Genomic DNA, 22,615 nt, shown 5'->3' with positions numbered 1-22,615 from the left:
CGATCATATCGACACATTCCCGCACAGGTGGACCTCGACGCCCAGCTCGGCGAGGAGGGCGGCCTTCACCAGCAGCGCCTTGTCAGCGACAGCAGCGTCCGGGGCGTAGGCGACGTTGAGGTGGTTCGCCTTGTGCCGGGCCATGAACTGGTCGCGGGTCACGCCGTGCAGGACCGCGTGCATGATCGGCCAGGCGGGCGTGGTGGCCTTCGAGCGGCGCTGCGACTCGTCGGCCGGCAGCGACACCGCCGAGGCGCGGCCCAGGTCGGCGTGCAGCTTGCCGCCCTGGACGAAGACGCGGCTCCAGACCACCTCGCCCGGCTTGCAGATGCCCTTGATGGTGGAGCCGCCGAGCGGGAAGTACACCGGGTCCTGCCGCCAGCCCTCCGCCTCCGCGTAGCCGGTGGCGAAGTGCGAGGCCGGGACCGAGCCGGAGATCTCCCAGACCCACACGAAGGTACCGTCGAAGTCCTCGCCCCACCGCACGTCGTGCAGCGTCGTGGCCGGGTCGAGGCCCATCGCGGTCCAGATCCGGTTGGTGACGAGCGCGTCCACGGCGACGCCCTCGTCGGCCTCGTTGAAGTGCGGCAGCGGCACGCCGTCCCACAGCACCCGGGCCCCGTCGCGCGAGGTGACCGGCGGGCGGTCGGCGTTGTTGAGCAGGCCCTCGGCCAGGTCGGAGGCCGGGCAGAGGTCCTTCAAGCCTTGCTGGTACTGGATGCCGGCCGCGTCCAGGCCGAAGTCGTCGGCGATGCGCAGGGCGGCGATGTACATCTTCAGCTGCCACTGCACCTGCTCGCGGGTGAGCTCCGTGGCCGCGTCGGCGCCGAAGCGGAACGTCATGCCGGCGGCAGTGAGCCAGTCGAAGGCAGCGGAAGCCTCGGCGTCGGGGACGCGCTGCATCTCGGCCCACAGCGCGCTCTGCGAGAGCCGCTCCTTGTAGATGCCGATCGGGTTGAGCAGCTCGTCGTCGATGATCGCGTTGTACATCCCCATGCAGCCCTCGTCGAACACGCCGATGATGGCCTTGTCGGCGAGCAGCTGCGCGGCGAGCGCGCGGCCCAGGTCGACCTCGGCCGACGGTACCAACGAAGGAAGATCCCGCACGTGGGACGTGTCGTGCGGGACCGAACCGGTGGTGACCCACGAGCGCAGCCCGGCCTTGAACCAGTCGTCGGTGAAGTCGACCGACCACAGCGTGGAGTAGGGCACGCCCATCTTGGCCATGCCCGCGTTGACGCCGAGCAGCCCGACCAGGCCGGGCCAGTCGCCGGCGAAGTTGGCCACGGTCAGGATCGGGCCGCGGTGGGTGCGCAGCCCGGCCAGGATGTGGTGGGAGTACTGCCAGACCGCCTCCGCCACGATCAGCGGCGCGTCCGGCGGGATGGTCTTGAAGACCTCCAGGCCCATCCGCTGGCTGGAGATGAAGCCGTCGTGGGCGCGCCGCACGGACCAGCCGAGCTCGGCGAGCGCGGCGGTGACGGCGGCCTCCATCGCGACCTGCGTCGGCCACCCGGCCTCATTGGCGGCGGGGCGCAGGTCGCCGCTGGCGACGAGGTACGCGGTGTTCGGCTCGGCGGCCGGGCGGGTGGGTGCGGCGGGGAGGGTGTAGGTGCTCATAGGGGGTCCTCCGGGAGACGTCACGCGAGCAGCCGCTGGTGGGCCGCGAGCGTGTGGACGATGGTGCTGGTGGCCGGGTACAGGTCGCGGTACAACGCGTAGAGCTCCTCGTACACCGCGGCCGGGGCGGGCTCGACGACGTGGGCGGCCGGGTTCCAGCGCTCGATGTCGAACGCGCCGAACGTGCAGGCGGCGAGGTAGGCGGCTCCGTACGAGGCGCCGACGGTCACCCGCGGCACGACCTGGGCCAGGCCGGTGACGGCGGAGACGATCTCGGTCCACAGGCCGCCCTGGGTGCCGCCGCCGACCGCCACCACCCGCGTGATGTCCGCGCCGGCCGTGCGCAGCGCCTCGACGTTGTGCCGCACCCCGAGCGCGGTCGCCTCCAGCGCGGCCCGGTACAGGTCGCCGCGGGTGTGTGACAGGGTCAGCCCGGCGATCACGCCGCGCGCGTCCGGGTCCTGGATCGGGGTGCGCTCCCCGGCGAGGTACGGCAGCATCAGCAGCCCCCGCGCGCCCGGCCCGGACGCCTCCGCCTCGGCCAGCAGCTCGGGGTAGCCGGCCCCGGTGAGCTCGGACAGCCACGCGGTCACGGCGCCGGAGGTGGCCATCCCGCCGGCCAGGTTGCGGGTGCCGGGAAGGGCGCCGACGGTACCCCACATGACCGGGCTGGTCAGCGCCTCCTCGACGGTCGCGATGAGGAACATCGTGGTGCCGTACATGAGCATGAGGTCGCCGGGCCGCTGGGCGCCGACGCTGACCGCCTCGGTCCAGGCGTCGATGGTCCCGGCGATGACCGGGGTGCCCGCCGGGATGCCGCCGATCGCGTGCGTGGTGGCGCCGGCCACGTCGCCGGGCCAGGCCAGCGCCGGCAGCTCCAGGCCGGGCGCGACCAGCCGCGCCCAGGGCTCGTGCCACGCGAGCGCGTGCGTGTCGAACAGCGGCGTGCACTGGCTCGCCGAGTGGAAGTCCAGAACATAGGAGCCGGTCAGCTTGTACTGCAGCCACGACGCCGGCATGAACAGTCTGCGGGCCCGCGCGTAGAGCGCCGGTTCGTGCCCGGCGACCCAGGCGAGCTTCGGCCCCACGGCCTGGGACGACAGGGCCGAACCGCAGCGCGCGCGGATCGCGTCGGCGCCGCCCAGCCGCTCGGTGAGGGCGGCGATCTCGGCGGTGGCGCGGGTGTCGACGCCGTACAGGATGGCCGGGCGCAGCGGGATATCCTCGGCGTCGGTCAGCAGCACGCACGGGCCCATGCCGCTGACCCCGACGGCGGCGACGGTGACGCCGGCGGTCAGCTCCTCGGCCAGGGACACGAACTCGTCCCACCAGATCGCGCCGTCCATCTCGACGTGCCCCGGCCGCGGGCGCTGCACGGCGTGCGGGCGCACCGCCGAGCGCACCACGGTGCCGTGCGCGTCGACGAGGACGGCCTTGGTGGTGGAGGTACCGATGTCGATCCCGAAGAACAGGCTCACGTCTGCTCCCTGGTGCGCAGGACGACGGTCTTCGCGGGCCCGGCATCCCCGCCGATGCGCTCCAGCAGCAGCGTCGCGGCGGCCTCGCCGAGCTCGCGGGCCGGGACGTCGACGACCCGGATGCCGCGCCGGCCGAACGACGCGAACGGCAGGTCGCCGAAGACGGCCAGGCCGAACCCGGGCGGCGCGAGCCCGGCGTCGTGCAGCGCGTCGAGGGCACCGGCGGCCATGAGGTTGTTCGCGACCACGGCCGCGTCCGGCGGCTCCGGCAGCGCGAGCAGCTCGGCCATCGCCTGCCGGCCGCCGTCGACGCGGTAGTCGGCGTAGCGCAGCAGCTCCTCCAGGTACGCGGGCCCGGCGTGCCGGGCCGCCGCCTGCCGCCAGCCCGCCATCCGCAGCTGCGCGGTCTCGACCGAGCTGGGCCCGGTGATGCAGGCGACCCGGGTGAACCCGGCCGCGAACAGCGACTCGGCGGCGGAGCGCCCGCCGGCCCGGTTGTCGACGGTGACCGCGTCCACGTCGGCGCGGGCCAGGCTGCGGTCGACGGCGACGACGGGCCGCCGGCTGGCCACGAGCCGGCTCACGTCGCTGGCGTCGTCGGCCGGCGCGAGGATCACCCCGGCCATGTGCTCGGCGAGCGCGATGTCGATGTACGTGGCCTCCCGCTCCGGGTCCTCGTCGGTGTTGCACAGCACGACCGAGTACCCGGCGGCCCGCGCCCGGTTCTCGACCCCGCGGGCGAGCGCGGTGAAGAACGGGTTCTCGATGTCGGGGATGATCAGCCCGATCACCGCCGAGCGCTGCCCGCGCAGCCGCCGCGCGGTCCGGTTGGGCGTGAAGTCGAGCTCGGTGGCGGCGGCCCGCACGAGCCGCTCGGACTCGGCGGAGACCCGGGCGCCGTTGAGCACCCGGCTGACCGTGGCGGGGGAGACGCCGGCCTTGGCCGCCACCTCGTAGATCGTCACCACGCGCGGAAGTCCTCACCGAGCGACCGCCGCAGCGCCTCGAGCCGCCGCCGTCCGGTTTCCACACTGATGGCGGCGCCGGGGTCGAACAGGTCGAAGGCGTGCACGCCGCCGGCGATTTCGAACCGCCGCGTCGGTACTCCCTGTGCCTCCAGCCGCCGCGCGTAGTCCGCGGTCTCGTCGCGGAACAGGTCGCGGTCGCCGCAGTCGAGGTACGTGGGCGGCAGCCCGGCGAGCTCGGTGGCCCGCGCCGGGGCGGCATACTCGTCGGCCGGCTCCCCGCCGAGGTACGCGGCCCACGCCAGCTCGGACAGCCGCCGGTTCCACACGGGCGCGTCGGCGAGCTCGGTGGCGCTCGGGGTCTGGTGCCGGTCGTCGAGCATCGGGTACCAGAGATGCGCGGCCGCGATGGCGGGCCCGTGCCGGTCCCGGTTGAGCAGGCACAGCGCGGCGGCCAGCCCGCCCCCCGCACTGCGCCCGGCCACGACGACCCGCTGATACCGCTCCGCGCACCATTCGAGCGCGGCACGGCAGTCTTCGAGCGGCGCCGGGTGCGGATGCTCGGGCGCGAGCCGGTAGTCGACGGCCACCACGGCGGCGCCGAGCTGGTCGGCGAGGTCGCAGCAGAACGCGTCCTCGTACTCGGCCGCGCCCAGGAACATCCCGCCCCCGTGGATCCACAGCACGCACGCCTCGCCCGACCCGTGCACGCGCAGGTTGCCGGCGACCCGGGGTGCCTTCGCGGGCGCCACGAGGACCCGCAGGCCGTCATCGACGGCACGGACCGCCGCCACCGAGAGCGGGCCGTCCGGGAGTGCGTCGGTGAGCGGGATCATCGGGCGCCCTGCAGGGTGTCGATCTCGGCGAGGAGGGCGGTGGTCTGGCGGGCCGCGATGGTCAGCAGCAGCGGCGCGACGACCGGCGCGAGCACCCCGGCGGAGGCGGCCGCCGCGAAGGCGCCGAGCACCGTGAGGGCGGTCAGGGTCAGGGCCCAGGCGGGGCGGTACGCGGCGAGGATGACCCCGCCGCGCAGCGCCGCCAGGCCGCGCCTGCCTCGAACCGCACCGTATGCGAGCGCGTAGGGCCCGACGAGGAGGACGGCCGCGGCCGGCACGACGCCCCACGGGGCGAGCAGTGCCAGACCGGCGACCGAGAGGAGCAGGGCCAGCACCGGGTCGACGCGCCGCAGGGCGGCGAGCCCCCGGTCGTCGGCGGTGAGCGCGGCCAGGCCGGTCAGGGCGAGCGTCACCGGGAGCACGGCCGCGGCGGCGACCCAGCCGGGCGCGCCGGCGAGCAGGGCCGCGCCGAGGGGCACCGCGCTGAGTCCGAGCACCAGCCCGGCGGTCAGGTTCCGGGGCAGCTCGTGCCAGAAGGCGGTGGCGCCGGACCAGGTGAGGGCGGGCAGGGTGAGGTTGTCCATGTCAGAGCTTCAATCCACTGGAGGCGATCGATTGCACGATGTACCGCTGGGCCACGATGAACACGACCAGCACGGGCACGATGGCCATGGCGATGCCGGCCGCGATGGTGCCCAGCGAGCCGGTGGAGAACCGGCCGGCCAGCAGCACCAGGCCCACGGGGAGGGTCTGCCGGTCGGTGTCGCTGATCATGACCAGCGGCAGGAGGAGGTCGTTCCACCAGTACGTGAAGCAGAGGATGCCGAGGGTCGCGATCGACGGGCCGGACAGCGGCAGGATGACCCGGGCGAACGTCCGGAAGTGCCCGGCGCCGTCGAGCTTGGCCGCCTCCTCCAGCTCGTGGGGCAGCGCGAGGAAGTGCTGGCGGAGCAGGAAGATGCCGAACGCGCTGAAGATCCCCGGCAGGATCAGCGCCCACAGCGTGTTGGTCAGCTGCAGCTTCGACATGACCAGGAACAGCGGCACGATCGTCACCTGGATCGGGATCATGAGCGAGCCGATGACCACCGCGAACAGCACGCCCTTGCCGCGGAAGCGCAGCCTGGCGAACGCGTAGCCGGCCGTGGAGCAGGTGATGAGCTGCGCGACCGTGATCGTGGTGGACACGATGATCGAGTTCAGGAAGAACCGGAAGTACGGCACCTGGTCGGTGACCTTGCCGAAGTTCGCGCCCGTCAGGTTGTCCGGGTCGAACGTGGGCGGCAGCCGGTACAGCTCCGCGTCCGAGGCCGAGAACGCGCCCCGGAAGATCCAGAGGAACGGCGCCGAGATGGCGAGGGCGGCGACGATCAGGATCGCGAACGTCGCCAGCCGGGCGAGGATGCGGCTCAATCGTAGAACGTCCATCTTCTCGAGAGCCGGAACTGGATCGCCGTGAGGACGATCAGGACCAGCATGAAGGTGATGCCGATGGCGGAGGCGTAGCCGAGGTCGAAGTCGCCGAACGCGCGGTCGTAGAGGTACTCGACGATCGTCCGGCTCGCGTCGCCGGGACCGCCCTGGGTGAGCACGCGCGGCTCGGCGAAGATCTGGAACGAGTTGATGGTGTTGATGACGACCAGGAAGAAGATCGTCGGGGACAGCATCGGGAACGTGATGCGCCAGAACCGGGTCCAAGCGTTGGCCCCGTCGACGATCGCCGCCTCCTTCAGCGCGTCCGGGATGGCTTGCAGGCCCGCGATGTACACGAGAATCGAGAAGCCGATCGTCTTCCACGAGTTGACCAGGATCACCGAGACCGGCGCGAAGGCCGAGGACCCGAGCCAGTCGATGCGGTCGACGCCGAGCAGGCCCAGGGCCCAGTTGACCAGGCCGAGATCCTTGTTGAGCAGGAAGCGCCAGATCAGCGCGACGGCGGAGGCCGACACCACGAACGGGAACAGGTAGGACAGCCGGAAGAAGCCGCGCACCCAGCGGGGCATCCGGGTCTCCAGCAGGACCGCGAGCAGCAGGCCGACGACCACGTTGACGGCGAGGATGGCCACGGCCATGTAAGCGGTGGAGCCGTACACGCCGAGCAGCCGCTCGTCGTGGGCCAGCCGGTCGAAGTTGTCGAAGCCGACGAACTCGCCGTCGCTGAGCAGGTTCCAGTCGAAGAAGCTCAGGTACAGCACGCCCGCCGTCGGGGCGAGCACGAAGACCAGGAACGTCACGATCGACGGGGACAGGAACGCGAGGGCGGCGAGGCCGTCGCGGCGCCGGCGGCGGGGGACCCCCCGGCCGGGGTCGAGGTCGACCGCGGCCGGAGGGATGGTGCCGGGTGTCATCAGGCTCGCCATCTCAGCAGGTCACGATGCTGCTCAGCTCGCCCTGCATGTTCTTGAGGCCGTCGGCCACGCTGACCTCGCCGGCGAAGATGAGCTGCAGGTGGCGCAGGGTGGTCGACTCGAACGCGCTGTACTTCGCGGGCGCCGGGTACGGCACGAGCGTCGGGTACTTGTCGATGCTGTCGTAGTAGAGGTCGGAGTTCTTGGGCGGGACGCCGACCTTGGAGATGGTCTGGGCGAGCGAGCGCCGCGACGGGATCGAGTCGCCGGGCTTGTCGGGGGTGCCGACGTACTGCTTCTCGATGTCCTCGCTGACCGTGAACTTCTGGTACTCCCAGGCGAGGTCCGGGTTCTTCGACGACTTGAGGATCGGGTAGCCGGCGCCGCCGAAGACCGTCTTGTAGGTGTCGCCCTTCGGGTACAGCTGGATGTCGAAGGCCTTGAAGCCGGCCGGCAGGAACGTGGCGATGGGCCAGCGCCCGGCGCCGAACATGGCGACCTGGCCGTTCTGGAAGCGGGTGAACACGTCGCTCATCGGCATCGGGGCCGGGGCGACGTTCTCCTTGATGAGGTTCTCCAGGAACGACACGGCCTTGTTGACCTGTGGCGTGTCGGCCGTCGCCTGGCACACGTCGTCGCTGGTGAGGTTGCCGCCGGCGTTGGCCACCCAGGGCATGATGCCGGGGAAGATCTCGTTGCTGGCCCAGGTGAAGCCGTAGCGGTCGGGCTTGCCGTCGCCGTTGGTGTCGGCGGTGAGCTTCTTGGCCGTGGCCTCGAAGTCCGACCAGGTCCAGTCGGCCTTCGGCGGCTCCACACCGGCCGCCTTGAACACGTCGGTGTTGTAGTAGACGACCATGTCGTTCCAGCCGTAGGTCAGCGTGACGACGTCGCCCTTGACCGTGAAGCCGTCGATGAGGCCCTTGGCGATGTCGCCGGTGAGCGTCTTGGCCTCGGCGTCCTTGTCCAGGTACTTGTTGATCGGCAGCACCAGGTTGTTGGCGTGCACGAACTGGGCGCCCTCGCCGGAGATGACCATGACGTCGGGGCGCTTGCCGGAGGCGATGAGGGTGGCGACGTTGGCGTAGTAGGTGCCCCAGTTCTCGCCGGTGACGGGGGTGAGCGTCACCTTGGTGCCGGCGTGGGCGGCCATGAAGGCGTCGGCCGTGGCCTTGTTGCCGGACTCGGCGGCCGGCCCGTAGTTCCAGTAGACGATCTCCAGCGACTTGCCGTCGCCGGAGGATGCGCCGGAGTCGTCGTTCGAGCAGCCCGCCAAGGGTGTGACCGCGAGCGCGGCGGTCGCGCAGAGCAGCGCGAGCTTGCGTAACGGGGTGTTCATGAGCCTGCGTCCCTCTCGGATTGAGGTGAGGTTGGGAGGCGGTGCGGTGGGCACAGTGAAGTCCAAGAAATCGATTTCGTCAAGAACCCCTCCGCACCCTCGTCACGTCAGCCCTGATCAGGAAGTTTGCCGTGTGGTATCGATTGCAGCTCAGGGCGCCAGCTCGGCCCGCAGGACGATGGTGCGGGGCGGCTGGGCGTCCCCGCCGATGCGTTCGAGGAGCATCGTGGCCGCGGTGGTGCCCAGGTGGCGGGCCGGGAGCCGGACCTGCACCACGGCCGGCGGGGTCAGGAACATGAACGGCAGTTCGCCGACGACGGCCAGGCCGAACCTGGCCGGGTCGACGCCGTGCTCGACGATCGCCTGCAACGCGCCCACGCCCATGAGGTTGTTCGTAGTCAGCACCGCGTCAGGGGGTTCGGGCAGGTCCAGCAGCCGCCGCATGGCCGCGTGCCCGCCGTCGGCGCGGAAGTTGGCGTGCTGCAGGAACGGCTCGGGCACCGCGGCCCGCCGGGCGGTCATCACCTGCCGCCAGCCCAGGAACCGGTCCTCGGTCGCCTCGATCCCGACCGGGCCGGCGATGCAGGCGATGCGGCGGAAGCCGGCGTCGAACAGCGCCGTGGTGGCCGCGATGCCGGCCGCCCGGTTGTCGACCTTGACCGCGTCGACCGGGTACGGCGTGGTGCGGTCCACGGCCACCACCGGGCGGCCGAGCGAGGCGATCGCGCCCAGGTCGGCCTCGTCGGAGGCGGGCGCCAGGATCACGCCGGCCATCTGCTCCGACGCGGCGATCTCCAGGTAGCGCAGCTCCTTGCCGGGGTCGTCGTCGGTGTTGCACAGCACCACGGAGAAGCCCGACTCCTGGGCCCGGTCCTCCACGCCCCGGGCCAGGGCGGTGAAGAACGGGTTCTCGATGTCGGGGATGAGCAGCGCGACCACCTCGGAGCTCTGCTTGCGCAGCCGGCGGGCGGTCTTGTTCGGGGTGAAGGCCAGCTTGGCGGCGGCGTCGCGCACGGCCCGCTGCTTCTCGGGCGAGACCGTGTTGCCGTTGAAGACCCGCGAGACGGTCGCGGGTGAGACGCCGGCGAGTGCGGCTACCTCGTAGATCGTGGCCATAGCGACTGACTTTAGGGCGTCTTGACAGCGCGGGGGCAAGGATCTACGTTCCGTGAAATCGATTTCAAGTACCCCTGGAGGATCGTGTGTTCACCGGAGACGCGCGGCGCGCGGTGGCGTTCCCGCTCGGCGGGCTCGGCACCGGGCACGTGGCGCTGTGCGGCGACGGTGCGCTGCGGCAGTGGCAGCTCAACGGCCCGCCCAACCACGCCGGGCTGCTGCCCGACTCGTTCTTCGCGCTGCGGGTCTCGTCCCTGGAGCCGCCGGACGACGTGGTGCGGCTGCTGCGGGCCGCGCCGATCGCCCCGCACCCGGACCCGGCCGCGAACGTCTCCGACGCCGACGTCCCCGACGCGGACCGGGCCGCGGAGCTGGCCTCGCGCTGGCCGTTCGTGGCGGACACGACGTTCGACGCGGCGTACCCGTTCGCGACCGTGACGTACCACGACCCCGCGCTGCCGGTCGCCGTGTCGCTCGAGGCGCACACCCCGTTCGTGCCGCTCGACGCCGAGGCGAGCGGCCTGCCGCTGGTCCGCTACCGGTTCACGATCCGCAACGACAGCGCCGAGTTCCGGCACGGGTTCCTGCTCGCCGCGCTGCAGAACGCGGCCGGCTGGGACGGCGTCACGCCGATCGCCGGGACCCGCGGCGCCGGGTACGGCGGCAACGTCAACCGGGTCCTGCGCCGGCCGGGGCAGACCGGCGTGCTCATGGACCATCCGGGGCTGGCCGACGACGATCCGGCCGCAGGCGAGCTGCTGCTGTGGACCGACGCGCCCGCCGCCGTGCTGCCCCGCGCCCATGACGCCGAGGCGCTGCTGCGGTTCGTGGAGACGGTACGACTGGTGGCTCCGACGCAACTGGGCGACTGGTCCGACGCGGCGCTGCGGGCGGCGCTCGGCCCCGGCGCGTCCCCGATGCGCGTGCCGAGCGGCCCGAGCCCGGCCGGGCACACCTGGGACGCCGGCCTGGCCGCCGCGTTCGCCCTCGCACCGGGGGAGTCGACGACCATCGACGTCGTGCACGCGTGGTGGTTCCCGAACCGCTACGCCGACTTCGACCGGTTCGGACCCCAGCAGGTGTACGGCCCATCCCGCTTCTGGGTCGGCAACCACTACGCGACCCGGTTCGGCGGGGCGCTCGACGTGCTCGACGCGTACCTGGCCGACCGGGACCGGCTCGACGCCGCCTCCCGCGCGTGGGCCGACGCCGTGGCCGGCAGCGACCTGCCGGAGCCGCTGCGGGCGACGATCGCGGCGCAGCCGGCCCTGGTCCGCTCGCCGAGCATCTTCCGCACCGCCGACGGGCGCACGTTCGCGTTCGAGGGGGCGCTGGGCGCCTCGACCCGCAACTGGAACGGCGACGCGGGCGGCTCGTGCCCGCTCAACTGCAACCACGTGCTCAACTACGAGCAGGCCCTGGCCCGGCTCTTCCCGTCGATCGGGCGGGACATGCGGGAGACCGAGTTCCTCGTGCAGGCGGCCGACGGTTCGATCCCGCACCGGGTCGTGCTGCCGTTGTACCTCCCGCAGCTGCACGGGGTCGCGATCGGCGGGCCGGCCGCTCCGGCGCTGGACGGCATGCTCGGCGCCGTCCTGAAGACCTACCGCAGCGTGCTGGACGGTGCCGGGACGGATTGGCTGCGCGTACAGTGGCAGCCGCTTTTTGCTCTTATGTCGCATATCTCGGACACCTGGGATCGCGAGGGCGACGGCGTCCTCCGCGGCGAGCAGCCGGTCACGTATGACATCGCGCTGCACGGCCCCAACATGTTCGTCGGTGCGCTGTGGCTCGCCGCGCTGCGCGCGATGCAGGAGATGGCCGGGCTGCTGGGCGCCGGGGGAGACTGGGGCGCCACGTTCACGCGGGCCGCGAAGGCGTACGACGAGCTGCTGTGGAACGGCGAGTTCTACGCGCAGCCGAGCACGGGGGAGGCGTACGACTTCGGCGCCGGCTGCCTCTCCGACCAGCTGCTCGGGCAGTGGTGGGCGCACGAGCTCGGGCTCGGCCACCTGCTGCCGGTCGAGCGGGTGCGGTCGGCTTTACGGGCGATCGTGCGGTACAACCTCCGGACGCACTTCGAACCGCACGGCTATCGGGCCTTCGCCGACGGCGACGAGACCGGCCTCGTGGTGTGCAGCTGGCCGCACGGCGGGCGCCCGGCCGTCCCGCTGCGCTACTGCGACGAGGTCTGGACGGGCGTGGAGTACCAGGTGGCCGCGCACTGTTTCTACGAGGGGCTCGACGAGGAGGGCCTGGCGATCGTCCGCGGCGTGCGGGACCGCTACGACGGGACCCGGCGCAACCCGTTCAACGAGATCGAGTGCGGCGACCACTACGTGCGGGCGATGGCCGGCTGGTCGCTGCTGACCGCCTGGACCGGGGTCCGGCACGACGCGACGGCCGGGACGCGCACGGCTGGTGCGCGCCCCGGCCGGTACCCCTACGTCGCCGGCACGTCCTGGGGCTCGCTCGAGGTCCGCGTGGACGGCGGGATCTCCTGCAGCATCCACGAGTTCCCGTCGGGGTCGGCGAGCGGCACGTAGAGGATTCCGCCCATGTCCAGCACCTCGCCGGCCTCGACTCCGCGCTTGAGCAGCACCTCGCGCGCCCGGCGCACGTCGTCGACGACGAGGTGCAGGCCGCGCACGACGCCCGGCGCCTGGTCCAGCCCGGGCAGCCCGCGGGAGAGCAGGATCGAGCACGCCGACCCGGGCGGGGTCAGCTGCACGATCCGCGACCCGTCGGGCGTCTCGATGTCGTGGTCGACGGCGAAGCCGAGCTTCTCGGCGTAGAACTCCTTCGCCGCGGCCACGTCGGCGACCGGGACCGGCACCAGCTCGAGGCGCATGGAGAACTGCCCGGCGAGGTACGCGTCGAGGTTCGCGTACCCGGCGTCGAGCCCCTCCCGCATCCCGCTGCGCACCGCGTTGTCCCGCGCCTGCGCCGACACGTACGCGATGTGCGTGGTGATCCGGGTCCGCCCGCCCAGGTCGGTGAACGTGAGCGTGTTGCGGGTGGCGGGCCAGTCCCCGGCCCACGCCTCGGTCGACACGATCCGCGTCGGCCGCTCGACCTCCTCGTACGTCCCGGCGATGGTCAGCTCCTCGCCGGTCTCGGAGTGCCAGACGTACCGGAAGGGCCCGCCCGGCCGCAGGTCGATCTCGCAGACGTCCATCGTCCACCCGGGCGGCCCGAGCATCCAGTGCCGCAGGTGCCGGGCGCTCGTGTGCACCTCGAACACCAGCTCCGCGGGCGCCGCGACGACCCGCGTGATGCGCACGCCCGCCTCGCCGTCCAGCTCGAAATCGGTCACGCCGAGCTCACTGTTCATCCGTCATCCCGTCTTGTACCAGTTGCAGGTATGCGTCCAGGCGTGCGTAACTGGCGTCCCAGAACCGCCGGTACTCCTCGGCGAACGCCGCCACTTCCTTGAGCGGCCCCGCCTCGAGCCGGCACGGCCGCCACTGCGCGTCCCGCCCCCGCGAGATGAGCCCGGCCTGCTCGAGCACCCGCAGATGCTTCGACACGGCCGGCCCACTCATCGCGAACGGCGCCGACAGCTCCTTCACGCTCGCCTCGCCCGCACTGAGCCGCGCAAGAATCGCCCGCCGGGTCGGGTCCGCGAGAGCCGCGAAGGTCATACTCAGCCGATCAGTGCTCACGTCCGTACCTAACCAGTTGGTTATCTAACCTCCCGGTTACCTAAGCAGGTGGGTCCGCCCGCCGTCAAGGAGTTCCGCCGTGCGGTTCAACGCCGCGACCCCGATGGCCGCCTGGATCGCCGTCGTACCCACCCCGGACGGCCCGCTGCTGGCCCCGTGCGGCCCGCTGTTCGACGCCCGCACAAAGGCCCGGCGCGGCACCTGGCCGGCGGCGGTCCGTTCGTCGCTCGCCCTGCCCGGCGGCCGGACGCTCCTGCTGGCCGCGGGGCCGACCGGCCCGCGCCGCTTCGACCTCGCCGCCGGCGTGGAACTACCGCCGGTCCTCGACCCGGCCGAGGTGCTGGACGTGGCGGTGGCGGGCACGGTCATCGTGGGCGCGGGTCCAACGGGCGTGCACCGCTGGGACGCCGCGACGGGTTCGCGGCTTGGGCGGCGGCCGCTCGTGGGGCCTTCGCTGCGCGCGGTCACCGTGGTTTCGCGGCCGGGCGGTGGTTCGACGGTGATCGCTTGTGACGAGACCGGCCTGTACCGGTGGGACGCGGCGACCGGGGAGCCGGTGTTGCCGCCGCAGCAGACTGTGGGGTCGTCGCTGGAGGGGCTGGCGTTGGCGCCTTCCGGTCGGGAGATGCTGGTCGGGTGCGACTGGGACGGGTTCGTGCATCGGTGGGAGCCGCATACCGGCGCGGTGATCGGTTCGCCGATTCCGGTGCCGTCGCGGGCTCGGCTCGCCGGGTGTTTCGTGGGGCGGCTCGATCGGCCCTGCGCTCTGCTGCTTGTCGCTGACGGGCGGTACGACAGCGCTGTTGCCGTGGACCTGGAGCGGGGGGAGCGGGTTGCTGTTCCCGGGCTTGCTCGGGCTGTCTTCTCGCTCGACGGGGAGGTTCTGGTGGTTCTGGTCCATCCCGGCGGGGAGCTGACTGTCGAGCCGCTGTTCGGGTGACGCTTGGTCGGCCGTCCCGGAGACGACTTTGGTCGACGTTCGGTGGTCCAGGCGAGAAATCCTAAAAAAAACCGATTTCTGAGTTGTACCACCGAATGATGACCACGACGGACCAGGCAGTCCCTCTACGGTCTGGACCACCAACCTTGACCAGAGTCTGGCCGGGACCACGCTAACTCGGTCCGGCGGAATGCGGTAAAGCGCTACAAAGGGCGGCGCAGGCCATCGAGAGTAGTGGTGGTGGCCTGCGTCCAAAGAACCCCGGCGGTCTCAGCGTCGCCCAGAATGCCGCGGAGCTCCAAAGACGCCAGGCCGTGGACCAGGGCCAGCAAGAGGCGGCCGACGGTGAACTCGTCGCGGCCGGGGAACAAGCCCAAAGCCAGGCAGCGGCGGATCGTGGACAGGACGCGGTCGAAGCTGGCGTACACCAGGCGGAACACCGGATCGTCGAGGTCCGCGCCGGCTCGGACCTGGGCCATGAAGAGGTCGTAGAGCTGGCGCTTCTCGCGGGCGGCGGACCGGAAGCCGGCGATCAGCAGCGGCAGCTCGTCCAGCGGGTCGGGCAGCTCGGGGACCGCCTCGTGGTGGCGGCGCATGGTCTCGGCCACGTCCAGGGACAGGGCGCGCAGGAGGCCGTCCTTGTCGCCGAAGAGGCTGTACACCGCGCGGGTGGTGGTGCCGACCGCGTCCGCGACGCGGCGGACCGAGACTGCTGCCGGGCCCTCGGCGTAGACCAGGTCGCCGGCGGCGGACAGCAGGGCCGCGCGGGTGTCGGGGCCGTGTTCGCGGGGGCGTCCCATGCTTGCCAGCATATCGTGACGGTGTTACGTTACGGTGTATCAAAACTATGCTGCGGTACGACGTGATCGTGGTCGGCGCGCGGCCGGCCGGGGCGGCGGTGGCGTTGCTGCTCGCGCGGGCGGGGCTGCGGGTGCTTGCCGTGGACCGGGCGCGGTTCCCGAGCGACACGCTCTCCACGCACCAGGTGCAGCCGCCCGGGGTGGCGTTGCTGCGGCGCTGGGGGCTGCTGGAGGGGCTGCTGGCGGCGGGGGCGCCGATGGTCCGTACAGCCAAATTCGCCCATCCGGCCGCCGTGCTGGAGGGCGCCTACCCGGGGGCGGACGGGGTGCTGAGCCCGCGCCGGACGGTGCTCGACGCGCTGCTGGTCGGCGCCGCCCGGGATGCGGGGGCCGAGGTCTGGGAGGGGTTCGGGGTGTCCGGGCTGCGCTGGGACGGCGGGCGGGTGGCCGGGATCGACGGGGCGTTCAAGCGGGGCGGGCCCCGGTCGGTCGCGGCGAGCCTGGTCGTCGGGGCGGACGGGAAGCACTCCACGGTGGCCCGGCTGGCCGGCGCTCGCGACTATCGGGTCCGGCCGGCGATGACTGCGGCCTTCTACGGGTACGTCGAGGGGCTCGGGCTGACGGGCGGCGAGGTGTACCCGGGGCGGGGCGGGCTCCGGTCGATGTGGCCGACCAACGACGGGCTCGCCGTCGCCTTCCTGTCGGTGCCGCGGGAGCGCTTCGCCGAGGTGCGGGAGCTCGGATTTCTGGCGAGCTTCGGCGACCGGCTCGCCGGGGCCCGGCTGGCCGCGGGTGAACCGGTGCGGGCGACGGTGGACCTGCCGAACACGTTCCGCGTGCCGTACGGGCCGGGGTGGGCCCTTGCCGGGGACGCCGGGCTGGTCATGGACCCGATCACCGGCCAGGGGATCGGCAACGCCCTGCGCGACGCCGACGCGCTCGCGGCCGCGCTGGTCGCGGGGCTCGGCGGGGGTGCACCGCTGGACCGGGCGCTCGCCGGCTACCAGCGGTCGCGGGATCGGCAGCGGCGGGCGATGTACCGGCTGACGACCGGGGCGGCGGGGTTCGGGCCGGAGCGGTTCGGGTCGTGGCTGTACCCGGCGATCGCCCGGGATCCGGCGGACGTCAGCCGGTTCCTGGGCGTGCTCGCCGGGCTGACGCCGCCACTGTCGGCTTTGTGGGGATTTGCGAAAAGCCGGGCGCTCCGCATTCCGACCTTTCGCAAATATCACCCGTCAGGCGAAAAGTCCGAAATGTCGGGCTGAGGCACGAAGCCCGACATTTCGTCGCCCTACAGCACCGCCGCCGACTCGCCAGGCAATGTCAGGAGATCGGACTGCAGCAGGACCGCCTCGTCGGTGGCGAACAGCACGCACTCCGAGCGCAGCGGCACGGTCCGCGGGTCGGCGGTCAGGTTCGCCACCACGGTGTGCGCGCCGCGGCGGATCAGCAGGACGCCGTCGTCGTGGATCACGTGGACGCGGTCCAGGCGCGGGTCGGACAGGTCGGGCAGCGACTTGCGCAGGGCGATGAGGCGCCGGTACAGCGCCAGCATGTCCTGGTCCAGGCCGGCCCAGTCGAGATGGGAGCGGACGAAGGTCTCCGGGTTCTGCGGGTCCGGCACGTCGCCCTCCGGCCAGCCGTGGGCGGCGAACTCCTCCCGGCGGCCCTTCGCCACGGCGGCGGCCAGGGCCGGTTCCGGGTGGCTGGTGAAGAACTGCCACGGGGTGCGGGCGCCGAACTCCTCGCCCATGAAGAGCATCGGCGTGAACGGGGACGTCAGCAGCAGCGTGGCCCCGACCCGCAGCAGGCCCGGCGACAGCGTGGCGGTGAGCCGGTCGCCGGTCGCCCGGTTGCCGATCTGGTCGTGGTTCTGCAGGCAGACCACGAAACGGTAGCCGGGAATCCGCGCGCGGTCGACCGGGCGGCCGTGGACGCGGCGGCGGAACGACGACCAGGTGTCGGCGTGGAAGAACGCGGACTCCCAGACCGTCTTGAAGCACTCCGGGCTGCCGAAGTCGCCGTAGTAGCCCTGGCGCTCGCCGGTCAGCATCGCGTGCAGGGCGTGGTGGACGTCGTCGTCCCACTGGGCGTGCAGGCCGTAGCCGCCGCCCTCGCGGGACGTGATCAGCTTCGGGTCGTTGAGGTCGGACTCGGCGATCAGGGTCAGCGGGCGGCCGGTCGCGGCCGACAGGGCGTCGACCTCGGCCGCCAGCTCCTCCAGCAGGTGGGTGGCGCCGCGGTCGACCAGGGCGTGCACGGCGTCCAGGCGCAGGCCGTCGCAGTGGTAGTCGCGCAGCCACTGCAGGGCGCTGTCGATGATGAACCGGCGGACCTCGCCGCTGTCGGCCTCGTCGAGGTTGAGCGAGCGGCCCCAGGTGTTGGCGCCCGTGGCGAGGTACGGGCCGAACTGCGGGGTGTAGGCGCCGGACGGGCCGAAGTGGTTGTAGACGGCGTCGATGATGACGCCCAGGCCGGCCTGGTGGGCCGCGTCGACGAAGCGCTTCAGGCCGTCGGGGCCGCCGTAGCTCTCCTGCACGGCGTGCCAGCCGACGCCGTCGTAGCCCCAGTTGTGCTCGCCGTTGAAGGTGTTCACCGGCAGCAGCTCGATCAGGTCGACGCCGAGGTCCTTGAGGTACGGCAGCCGCTCGATCGCCCCGTCGAAGGTGCCGGCCGGGGTGAAGGTGCCGACGTGCAGCTCGTAGATGACGCTGCCGGCGAGCTGGCGGCCGGTCCAGGCGGCGTCGCCCCAGGCGTGGCGGTCGTGGTCGTACACCCGGCTGCGGCCGTGCACCCCGTCCGGCTGCCAGCGGGACCGGGGGTCGGGCAGGACCTTGTCGTCCTCGTCGAGCTCGAAGCCGTAATCGGTGCCGTGGCCGGCCGACGGGTCCTGCGCCGTCCACCACTGCCCGTCGGCGGTCATGGGGATGGCGGCGGTACCGCTGTGCAGCACGACACGGCGCGCGGAAGGCGCCCAGACACGAAACTCCATGGCGGTCGGTCAGCCCTTCACCAGCAGCGCGACGGGGTACGAGGCGAGCACGTCGCCCAGGGCCGGGGAGGCGGCGCCGCGCCCGGTGAGGACGTCGGTCCAGTCGCCCGGCGGGAGCTGCAGCTCCGTCTCCCGCCAGCCGCCGGCGGCCGCGAGCCCGACCGGCAGGCGGGTGGCGACGGTCAGCGCCCCGCCCCGGTCGAACGCGACGACGTGGCCGGCCGCCGGGCCGGTCGCATTCACGGGCGTGTAGCCGCCGAACAGCTCGGGGCGGTCCCGGCGCAGCCGCAGCGCGCGGCTGACGACGAGCAGCTTGGCCGCGCCGGAGACGTCGACCGGCGGCAGCGGGTGCCCGCCCGCGGCGGCGGCGTCGAGCGCGGCGAGCAGGTCGAGGCGCTCGGCGAAGTCGACGGGGCGGCGGTTGTCCGGGTCGACGAGGGAGTTCTCCCACAGCTCGGTGCCCTGGTACACGTCCGGCACGCCGGGCATCGTCAGCTGCACGAGCTTCTGGCCCAGCGCGTTGCTCCAGCCTGCCGGGGTGATCCGGGCCGCGAACTCCTGCACCGAGCGGCGCAGGTCCGGGTTGTGGAAGACCCGCTCCAGGTTGGCGTTCACGGCCGCCTCGAACGCCTCGTCCGGCTCGTCCCAGGAGGTCGAGCGGTTCGCCTCGCGGGCGGCTTTTTCGAAGTACCGTCGCAGCCGCTCTTCCTCGATCGGCCAGGCTCCGACGATGGTCTGCCAGAACAGCGCCTCGAAGGAGTCGTCGTCCAGGGGCGCGGTGCGGCGCCAGTCCCGCACGGCCGCGGCCCACTCGGCGGGGATCTCGCTGAGGACGGCCAGGCGCGCCCGCACGTCCTCGCCGCGCTTGGTGTCGTGGGTGGACAGCGTGGTCATGGTGTTCGGCCATTCGCGCAGCCGGCGGATCTGGGCCGCGTGGAACTCGCCGGGTTCGACGCCGACGCGGCTGGGATCGCCGCCGACCTCGTTCAAAGCGATGAGCCGGTTCCAGCGGTACATCGCGGTGTCCTCGACGCCCTTGGCCATCACGGCCCCGGTGAGCTGCTGGAACCGCTGCGCGAGCTCGTCGTTCGGATCCCGGAGCCGGTCGATGTCCTGCCTGCCGGCGTTCGCTGCTTCCAGGTTCTCCACGCCGTATGGGAGGTATGTCCGATACACGCGGAAATTCGCCGCCAATTCGGACAGCGCGGCCTTGTCGCCGCCCAGGCGGGCGAGGCGGTTGAGTTCCGCGCCGAACAAGCGCTTGGTCACATCCAGTTTCTGCGCGTACGCCTCGTCGTCCCACGAGTTTTCCGGCATTTCCGAAAAAGCGGGGTCGATGAACAGGCCGCACACCTCCGCCAGGGCCTCGTAGCCCGTGGTGCCGTCGACCGGCCACGGCGGCAGCGGCTCGCCCCGCTCCAGGATCTTCTCGACCAGCAGCCACGCGTCCGGCGCGTGCTCGCGCAGCCGGGCCAGGTAGCCGCCCGGGTCGCGCAGGCCGTCCGGGTGGTCGACCCGGATGCCGTCGGCGAGGCCCTCGCGGACCCAGCGCAGGATCTCGGCGTGCGTGGCGTCGAAGACCGCCGGGTCCTCCTGGCGCACCCCGGCCAGCTCGGTGACGGCGAAGAACCGGCGGTAGTTGAGCCGCTCGTTGCCCTCCCGCCAGTACACGAGCCGGTAGTGCTGCCGCTCGTGGACCTCCTGGGGGCTGCCGTCGCCGGTGCTGGCCGCGATCGGGAAGCGGTGCTCGAAGTACCGGAGCTCGCCGTCCTCGATCTTGAGGTCGTCCGTCGACGGGGAGCCGAGGACGGGCACGATCAGCGGGCCCGCGTCCCAGTCGATGTCGAACCAGTCCGCGTACTCGCTGCCGCGCCCGTTGCGCAGCACGTCCCACCACATCGGGTTGGCCGCCGGCTGGAACAGGCCCATGTGGTTCGGCACGATGTCGACGACCAGGCCGAGGCCCTCGTGCCGGAGCGCTCCCACCAGCCGGTCCAGCGCGGGTGCGCCGCCGAGCTCCGGGTTCACCACGCGGGGGTCGACCACGTCGTACCCGTGCGGCGAGCCCGGCGTGGCGGCCAGGATCGGCGCGGAGTACAGGTGGCTGGCGCCCAGCTCGCGCAGGTAGCCCGCGATGCCGGCGGTGGTGTCGAGGTCGAAGTCCGGGCGCACCTGCACCCGGTAGGTCCCCGTGGGAATGCTCATACCGTGCGGTCCAGCACGACCAGGGAGCGGTCCGGAACCGTGATCGTGCCGCCGGCGGTGTAGCTGACGCCGTCGCGGGCCGGGCCCGTCGCGGTGGCGATCACCAGTTCCCATTCCTTGCCGTACTCCTGCGACGGCACGACGAACTCGAGCGGCTCGTAGTGCGCGTTGAAGCACAGCAGGAACGAGTCGTCGACGTGCCGCTCGCCGTGCGAGCCCCGCTCGGTGATGCTCTCGCCGTTGACGAACAGCATCAGCGCCTTGCCGAAGTGGTTGTCCCAGTCCTCCTCGGTCATCGCCCGCCCGTCGGTGGCGAACCAGGCGACGTCCGGGATCGGGGTGCCCTCGGCCCGCGCGACCGGGCGGCCGGTGAAGAACCGGCGCCGGCGGAACACCCGGTGCCGCTCCCGGAACAGCGCGAGGCCGCGGGCGAAGGCGAGCAGCTGCTCGTCGACGTTGTCCCAGTCGACCCAGCTGATCTCGTTGTCCTGGCAGTACGCGTTGTTGTTGCCGCCCTGGCTGCGCCCGAGCTCGTCGCCGGCGCAGATCATCGGCACGCCCTGCGACAGCATCAGCGTGGTGAGGAAGTTGCGCCGCTGCTTGGCCCGCAGCGAGTTGATCGCCGGGTCGTCGGTCGGGCCCTCCGCGCCGCAGTTCCAGGAGCGGTTGTGGCTCTCCCCGTCGCGGTTGTCCTCGGTGTTGTCCTCGTTGTGCTTGTCGTTGTACGAGACGAGGTCGTTGAGCGTGAACCCGTCGTGGCACGTGACGAAGTTGATGCTGGCGAACGGCAGGCGCCCGTCGTCCTGGTACAGGTCGGCCGAGCCGGTGATCCGGGACGCGAACTCGCCCAGGGTGGCGGGCTCCCCGCGCCAGAAGTCGCGCACCGTGTCGCGGAAGCGGCCGTTCCACTCCGTCCACAGCGGCGGGAAGTTGCCGACCTGGTAGCCGCCGGGCCCGACGTCCCACGGCTCGGCGATCAGCTTCACCTGGTTGACCACCGGGTCCTGCTGCACGACCTCGAAGAACGTGGAGAGCCGGTCGACGTCGTAGAACTCGCGGGCCAGGGTTGAGGCGAGGTCGAAGCGGAAGCCGTCGACGCGCATCTCCGTCACCCAGTACCGCAGGGAGTCCATCACCAGCTGCAGCGAGTGCGGGTTGCGCACGTTGAAGCTGTTGCCGGTGCCGGTGTAGTCCGTGTAGTACCGGTTGTCGTCGTCCTCGAGCTTGTAGTAGTGCCCGTTGTCGATGCCGCGGAAGCTCAGCGTCGGCCCGAGGTGGTTGCCCTCGGCCGTGTGGTTGTAGACGACGTCGAGGATGACCTCGATGCCGGCCGCGTGCAGGGCCTTGACCATGCCGCGGAACTCCTGCACCTGCTGGCCGCGGTGCCGGCGGGCGTAGCCGTGGTACGGGGCGAAGAAGCCGATCGTGTTGTAGCCCCAGTAGTTCGACAGGCCGAGCTCGACCAGCCGCTGGTCGTGCACGAAGTGGTGCACCGGCAGCAGCTCCACCGCGGTGATGCCGAGGCGCTTGAGGTGCTCGATGATCGCGGGGTGGCCGATGCCGGCGTAGGTGCCGCGCAGCTCCTCGGGCACGTCCGGGTGGCGCATCGTGAGCCCGCGCACGTGGGCCTCGTAGACCACGGTGTGGTGGTACGGCACGCGCGGCGCGGCGTCGTTGCCCCAGTCGAAGTACGGGTTCACCACGACGGCCTTGGGCATGAACGGCGCCGAGTCGGCCTCCGACATGCTCTCCGGGTCGTTGAAGTCGTAGCCGTACACCGCCGGGTCCCAGTTGATGTCGCCGTCGATGGCCTTGGCGTAGGGGTCCAGCAGCAGCTTGTTCGGGTTGCAGCGCAGTCCGCGCTCGGGGTCGTAGGGACCGTCGACGCGGAATCCGTACCGCTGTCCCGGCTCGACCCCCGGCAGGTAGGCGTGCCAGACGAACGCGTCGACCTCGACGAGCTTGATCCGCTCCTCGTGGTCGTGGTCGTCGAAGAGGCACAGCTCGACCGACGAGGCCACCTCGCTGAAGATCGCGAAGTTGGTGCCCTGCCCGTCGTAGGTCGCACCCAACGGGTACCGGTTGCCCGGCCAGACCTGCATGCTTGCTCCTGCCCTTTTGCTCGGCACCGCAGTTCAACGGCGCCCTCGTTGCCACAGTGTTACGTGCGTCGAAAGTTCACGCACGGGTACGCGCGAAGCTGGCTGCCATATGCCCCGCCCGCCCAATAATGAATCGTGCTCGTCGGCGCGTCGGATTTCCGACACGGTCGCGGGATGAATCTCCGGCAAATTCAGCCGTGGCGTGCGTTTGA

Annotated in this window: 18 protein-coding genes; 3 read left to right on the top strand and 15 right to left on the bottom strand. The window is 71.9% G+C overall.

What is annotated here, in order from left to right:
* Positions 1-3: 3 nt before the first annotated feature.
* From ACQP00_RS36580 to ACQP00_RS36540, 9 genes are all read right to left on the bottom strand, one after another.
* On the bottom strand, positions 4-1,620 hold the full coding sequence (locus tag ACQP00_RS36580) for a fucose isomerase (protein ID WP_433204783.1): 1,617 nt from the start codon (positions 1,618-1,620) through the stop codon (positions 4-6).
* Positions 1,621-1,640: 20 nt separating this feature from the next.
* On the bottom strand, positions 1,641-3,098 hold the full coding sequence (locus tag ACQP00_RS36575; protein ID WP_433204780.1) for an FGGY-family carbohydrate kinase: 1,458 nt from the start codon (positions 3,096-3,098) through the stop codon (positions 1,641-1,643).
* Positions 3,095-4,063 (bottom strand): LacI family DNA-binding transcriptional regulator, encoded by a 969-nt coding sequence (locus ACQP00_RS36570; RefSeq protein ID WP_433204778.1) that lies wholly within the window; start codon positions 4,061-4,063, stop codon positions 3,095-3,097. Before ACQP00_RS36570 ends, ACQP00_RS36575 begins: the two co-directional genes overlap by 4 nt.
* Positions 4,060-4,899 carry an alpha/beta hydrolase gene (locus ACQP00_RS36565; RefSeq protein WP_433204776.1) on the bottom strand — a complete coding sequence of 280 codons (840 nt, stop codon included), beginning with the start codon at positions 4,897-4,899 and terminating at the stop codon, positions 4,060-4,062. The genes ACQP00_RS36570 and ACQP00_RS36565 overlap by 4 nt, the downstream gene beginning before the upstream one ends.
* A complete protein-coding gene (locus ACQP00_RS36560) occupies positions 4,896-5,483 on the bottom strand; it encodes a hypothetical protein (protein WP_433204773.1) in 588 nt (195 codons plus the stop codon). Before ACQP00_RS36560 ends, ACQP00_RS36565 begins: the two co-directional genes overlap by 4 nt.
* Position 5,484: 1 nt before the next feature.
* Positions 5,485-6,312: a carbohydrate ABC transporter permease gene (locus ACQP00_RS36555; protein ID WP_433204770.1), complete on the bottom strand. Its 828-nt coding sequence runs from the start codon at positions 6,310-6,312 to the stop codon at positions 5,485-5,487.
* Positions 6,309-7,259: a carbohydrate ABC transporter permease gene (locus ACQP00_RS36550; protein WP_433204767.1), complete on the bottom strand. Its 951-nt coding sequence runs from the start codon at positions 7,257-7,259 to the stop codon at positions 6,309-6,311. Before ACQP00_RS36550 ends, ACQP00_RS36555 begins: the two co-directional genes overlap by 4 nt.
* A gap of 1 nt (position 7,260) precedes the next feature.
* Positions 7,261-8,583, bottom strand: a complete 1,323-nt coding sequence (locus tag ACQP00_RS36545) for an ABC transporter substrate-binding protein (RefSeq protein ID WP_433204764.1) — start codon at positions 8,581-8,583, stop codon at positions 7,261-7,263.
* Between the two features lie 150 nt (positions 8,584-8,733).
* Positions 8,734-9,699, bottom strand: coding sequence for a LacI family DNA-binding transcriptional regulator (locus ACQP00_RS36540; RefSeq protein ID WP_433204761.1), 966 nt, complete (start codon positions 9,697-9,699; stop codon positions 8,734-8,736).
* An 86-nt stretch (positions 9,700-9,785) separates the two neighbouring features.
* Between ACQP00_RS36540 and ACQP00_RS36535 the strand changes: the two genes are divergently transcribed.
* Positions 9,786-12,245: a GH116 family glycosyl hydrolase gene (locus ACQP00_RS36535; protein WP_433204758.1), complete on the top strand. Its 2,460-nt coding sequence runs from the start codon at positions 9,786-9,788 to the stop codon at positions 12,243-12,245.
* Here ACQP00_RS36535 and ACQP00_RS36530 read toward each other — a convergent pair.
* On the bottom strand, positions 12,143-13,015 hold the full coding sequence (locus ACQP00_RS36530; RefSeq protein WP_433204755.1) for an SRPBCC domain-containing protein: 873 nt from the start codon (positions 13,013-13,015) through the stop codon (positions 12,143-12,145). The genes ACQP00_RS36535 and ACQP00_RS36530 overlap by 103 nt on opposite strands.
* 7 nt (positions 13,016-13,022) lie before the next feature.
* Positions 13,023-13,343, bottom strand: a complete 321-nt coding sequence (locus tag ACQP00_RS36525) for an ArsR/SmtB family transcription factor (RefSeq protein ID WP_433045243.1) — start codon at positions 13,341-13,343, stop codon at positions 13,023-13,025.
* Positions 13,344-13,443: 100 nt separating this feature from the next.
* On the opposite strand from ACQP00_RS36525, the gene ACQP00_RS36520 reads away from it, so the two are divergent.
* Positions 13,444-14,304, top strand: a complete 861-nt coding sequence (locus ACQP00_RS36520) for a WD40 repeat domain-containing protein (protein ID WP_433204751.1) — start codon at positions 13,444-13,446, stop codon at positions 14,302-14,304.
* A 203-nt stretch (positions 14,305-14,507) separates the two neighbouring features.
* Here ACQP00_RS36520 and ACQP00_RS36515 read toward each other — a convergent pair whose 3' ends face one another.
* The gene (locus ACQP00_RS36515) at positions 14,508-15,104 is read right to left on the bottom strand and encodes a TetR/AcrR family transcriptional regulator (RefSeq protein WP_433204748.1); all 597 of its coding nucleotides are present in this window, start codon (positions 15,102-15,104) and stop codon (positions 14,508-14,510) included.
* Positions 15,105-15,151: 47 nt separating this feature from the next.
* On the opposite strand from ACQP00_RS36515, the gene ACQP00_RS36510 reads away from it, so the two are divergent.
* A complete protein-coding gene (locus ACQP00_RS36510) occupies positions 15,152-16,369 on the top strand; it encodes an NAD(P)/FAD-dependent oxidoreductase (RefSeq protein ID WP_433204745.1) in 1,218 nt (405 codons plus the stop codon).
* A 26-nt stretch (positions 16,370-16,395) separates the two neighbouring features.
* Here ACQP00_RS36510 and treZ read toward each other — a convergent pair whose 3' ends face one another.
* Genes treZ through glgX form a run of 3 tightly spaced genes read right to left on the bottom strand, consistent with a single transcriptional unit; the run spans position 16,396 to position 22,403 of the window.
* Positions 16,396-18,096 (bottom strand): malto-oligosyltrehalose trehalohydrolase, encoded by a 1,701-nt coding sequence (gene treZ, locus ACQP00_RS36505; RefSeq protein ID WP_433204742.1) that lies wholly within the window; start codon positions 18,094-18,096, stop codon positions 16,396-16,398.
* A 9-nt stretch (positions 18,097-18,105) separates the two neighbouring features.
* The gene (gene treY, locus ACQP00_RS36500) at positions 18,106-20,301 is read right to left on the bottom strand and encodes a malto-oligosyltrehalose synthase (RefSeq protein WP_433204739.1); all 2,196 of its coding nucleotides are present in this window, start codon (positions 20,299-20,301) and stop codon (positions 18,106-18,108) included.
* The gene (glgX, locus tag ACQP00_RS36495) at positions 20,298-22,403 is read right to left on the bottom strand and encodes a glycogen debranching protein GlgX (protein ID WP_433204736.1); all 2,106 of its coding nucleotides are present in this window, start codon (positions 22,401-22,403) and stop codon (positions 20,298-20,300) included. The genes treY and glgX overlap by 4 nt, the downstream gene beginning before the upstream one ends.
* Between the last annotated feature and the right edge of the window lie 212 nt (positions 22,404-22,615).

Origin of the sequence: Dactylosporangium sp. CS-047395, from assembly GCF_050942185.1 — a bacterium.
Taxonomy (GTDB): domain Bacteria; phylum Actinomycetota; class Actinomycetes; order Mycobacteriales; family Micromonosporaceae; genus Dactylosporangium.
This window is presented reverse-complemented; position numbering and strand designations above follow the sequence as displayed.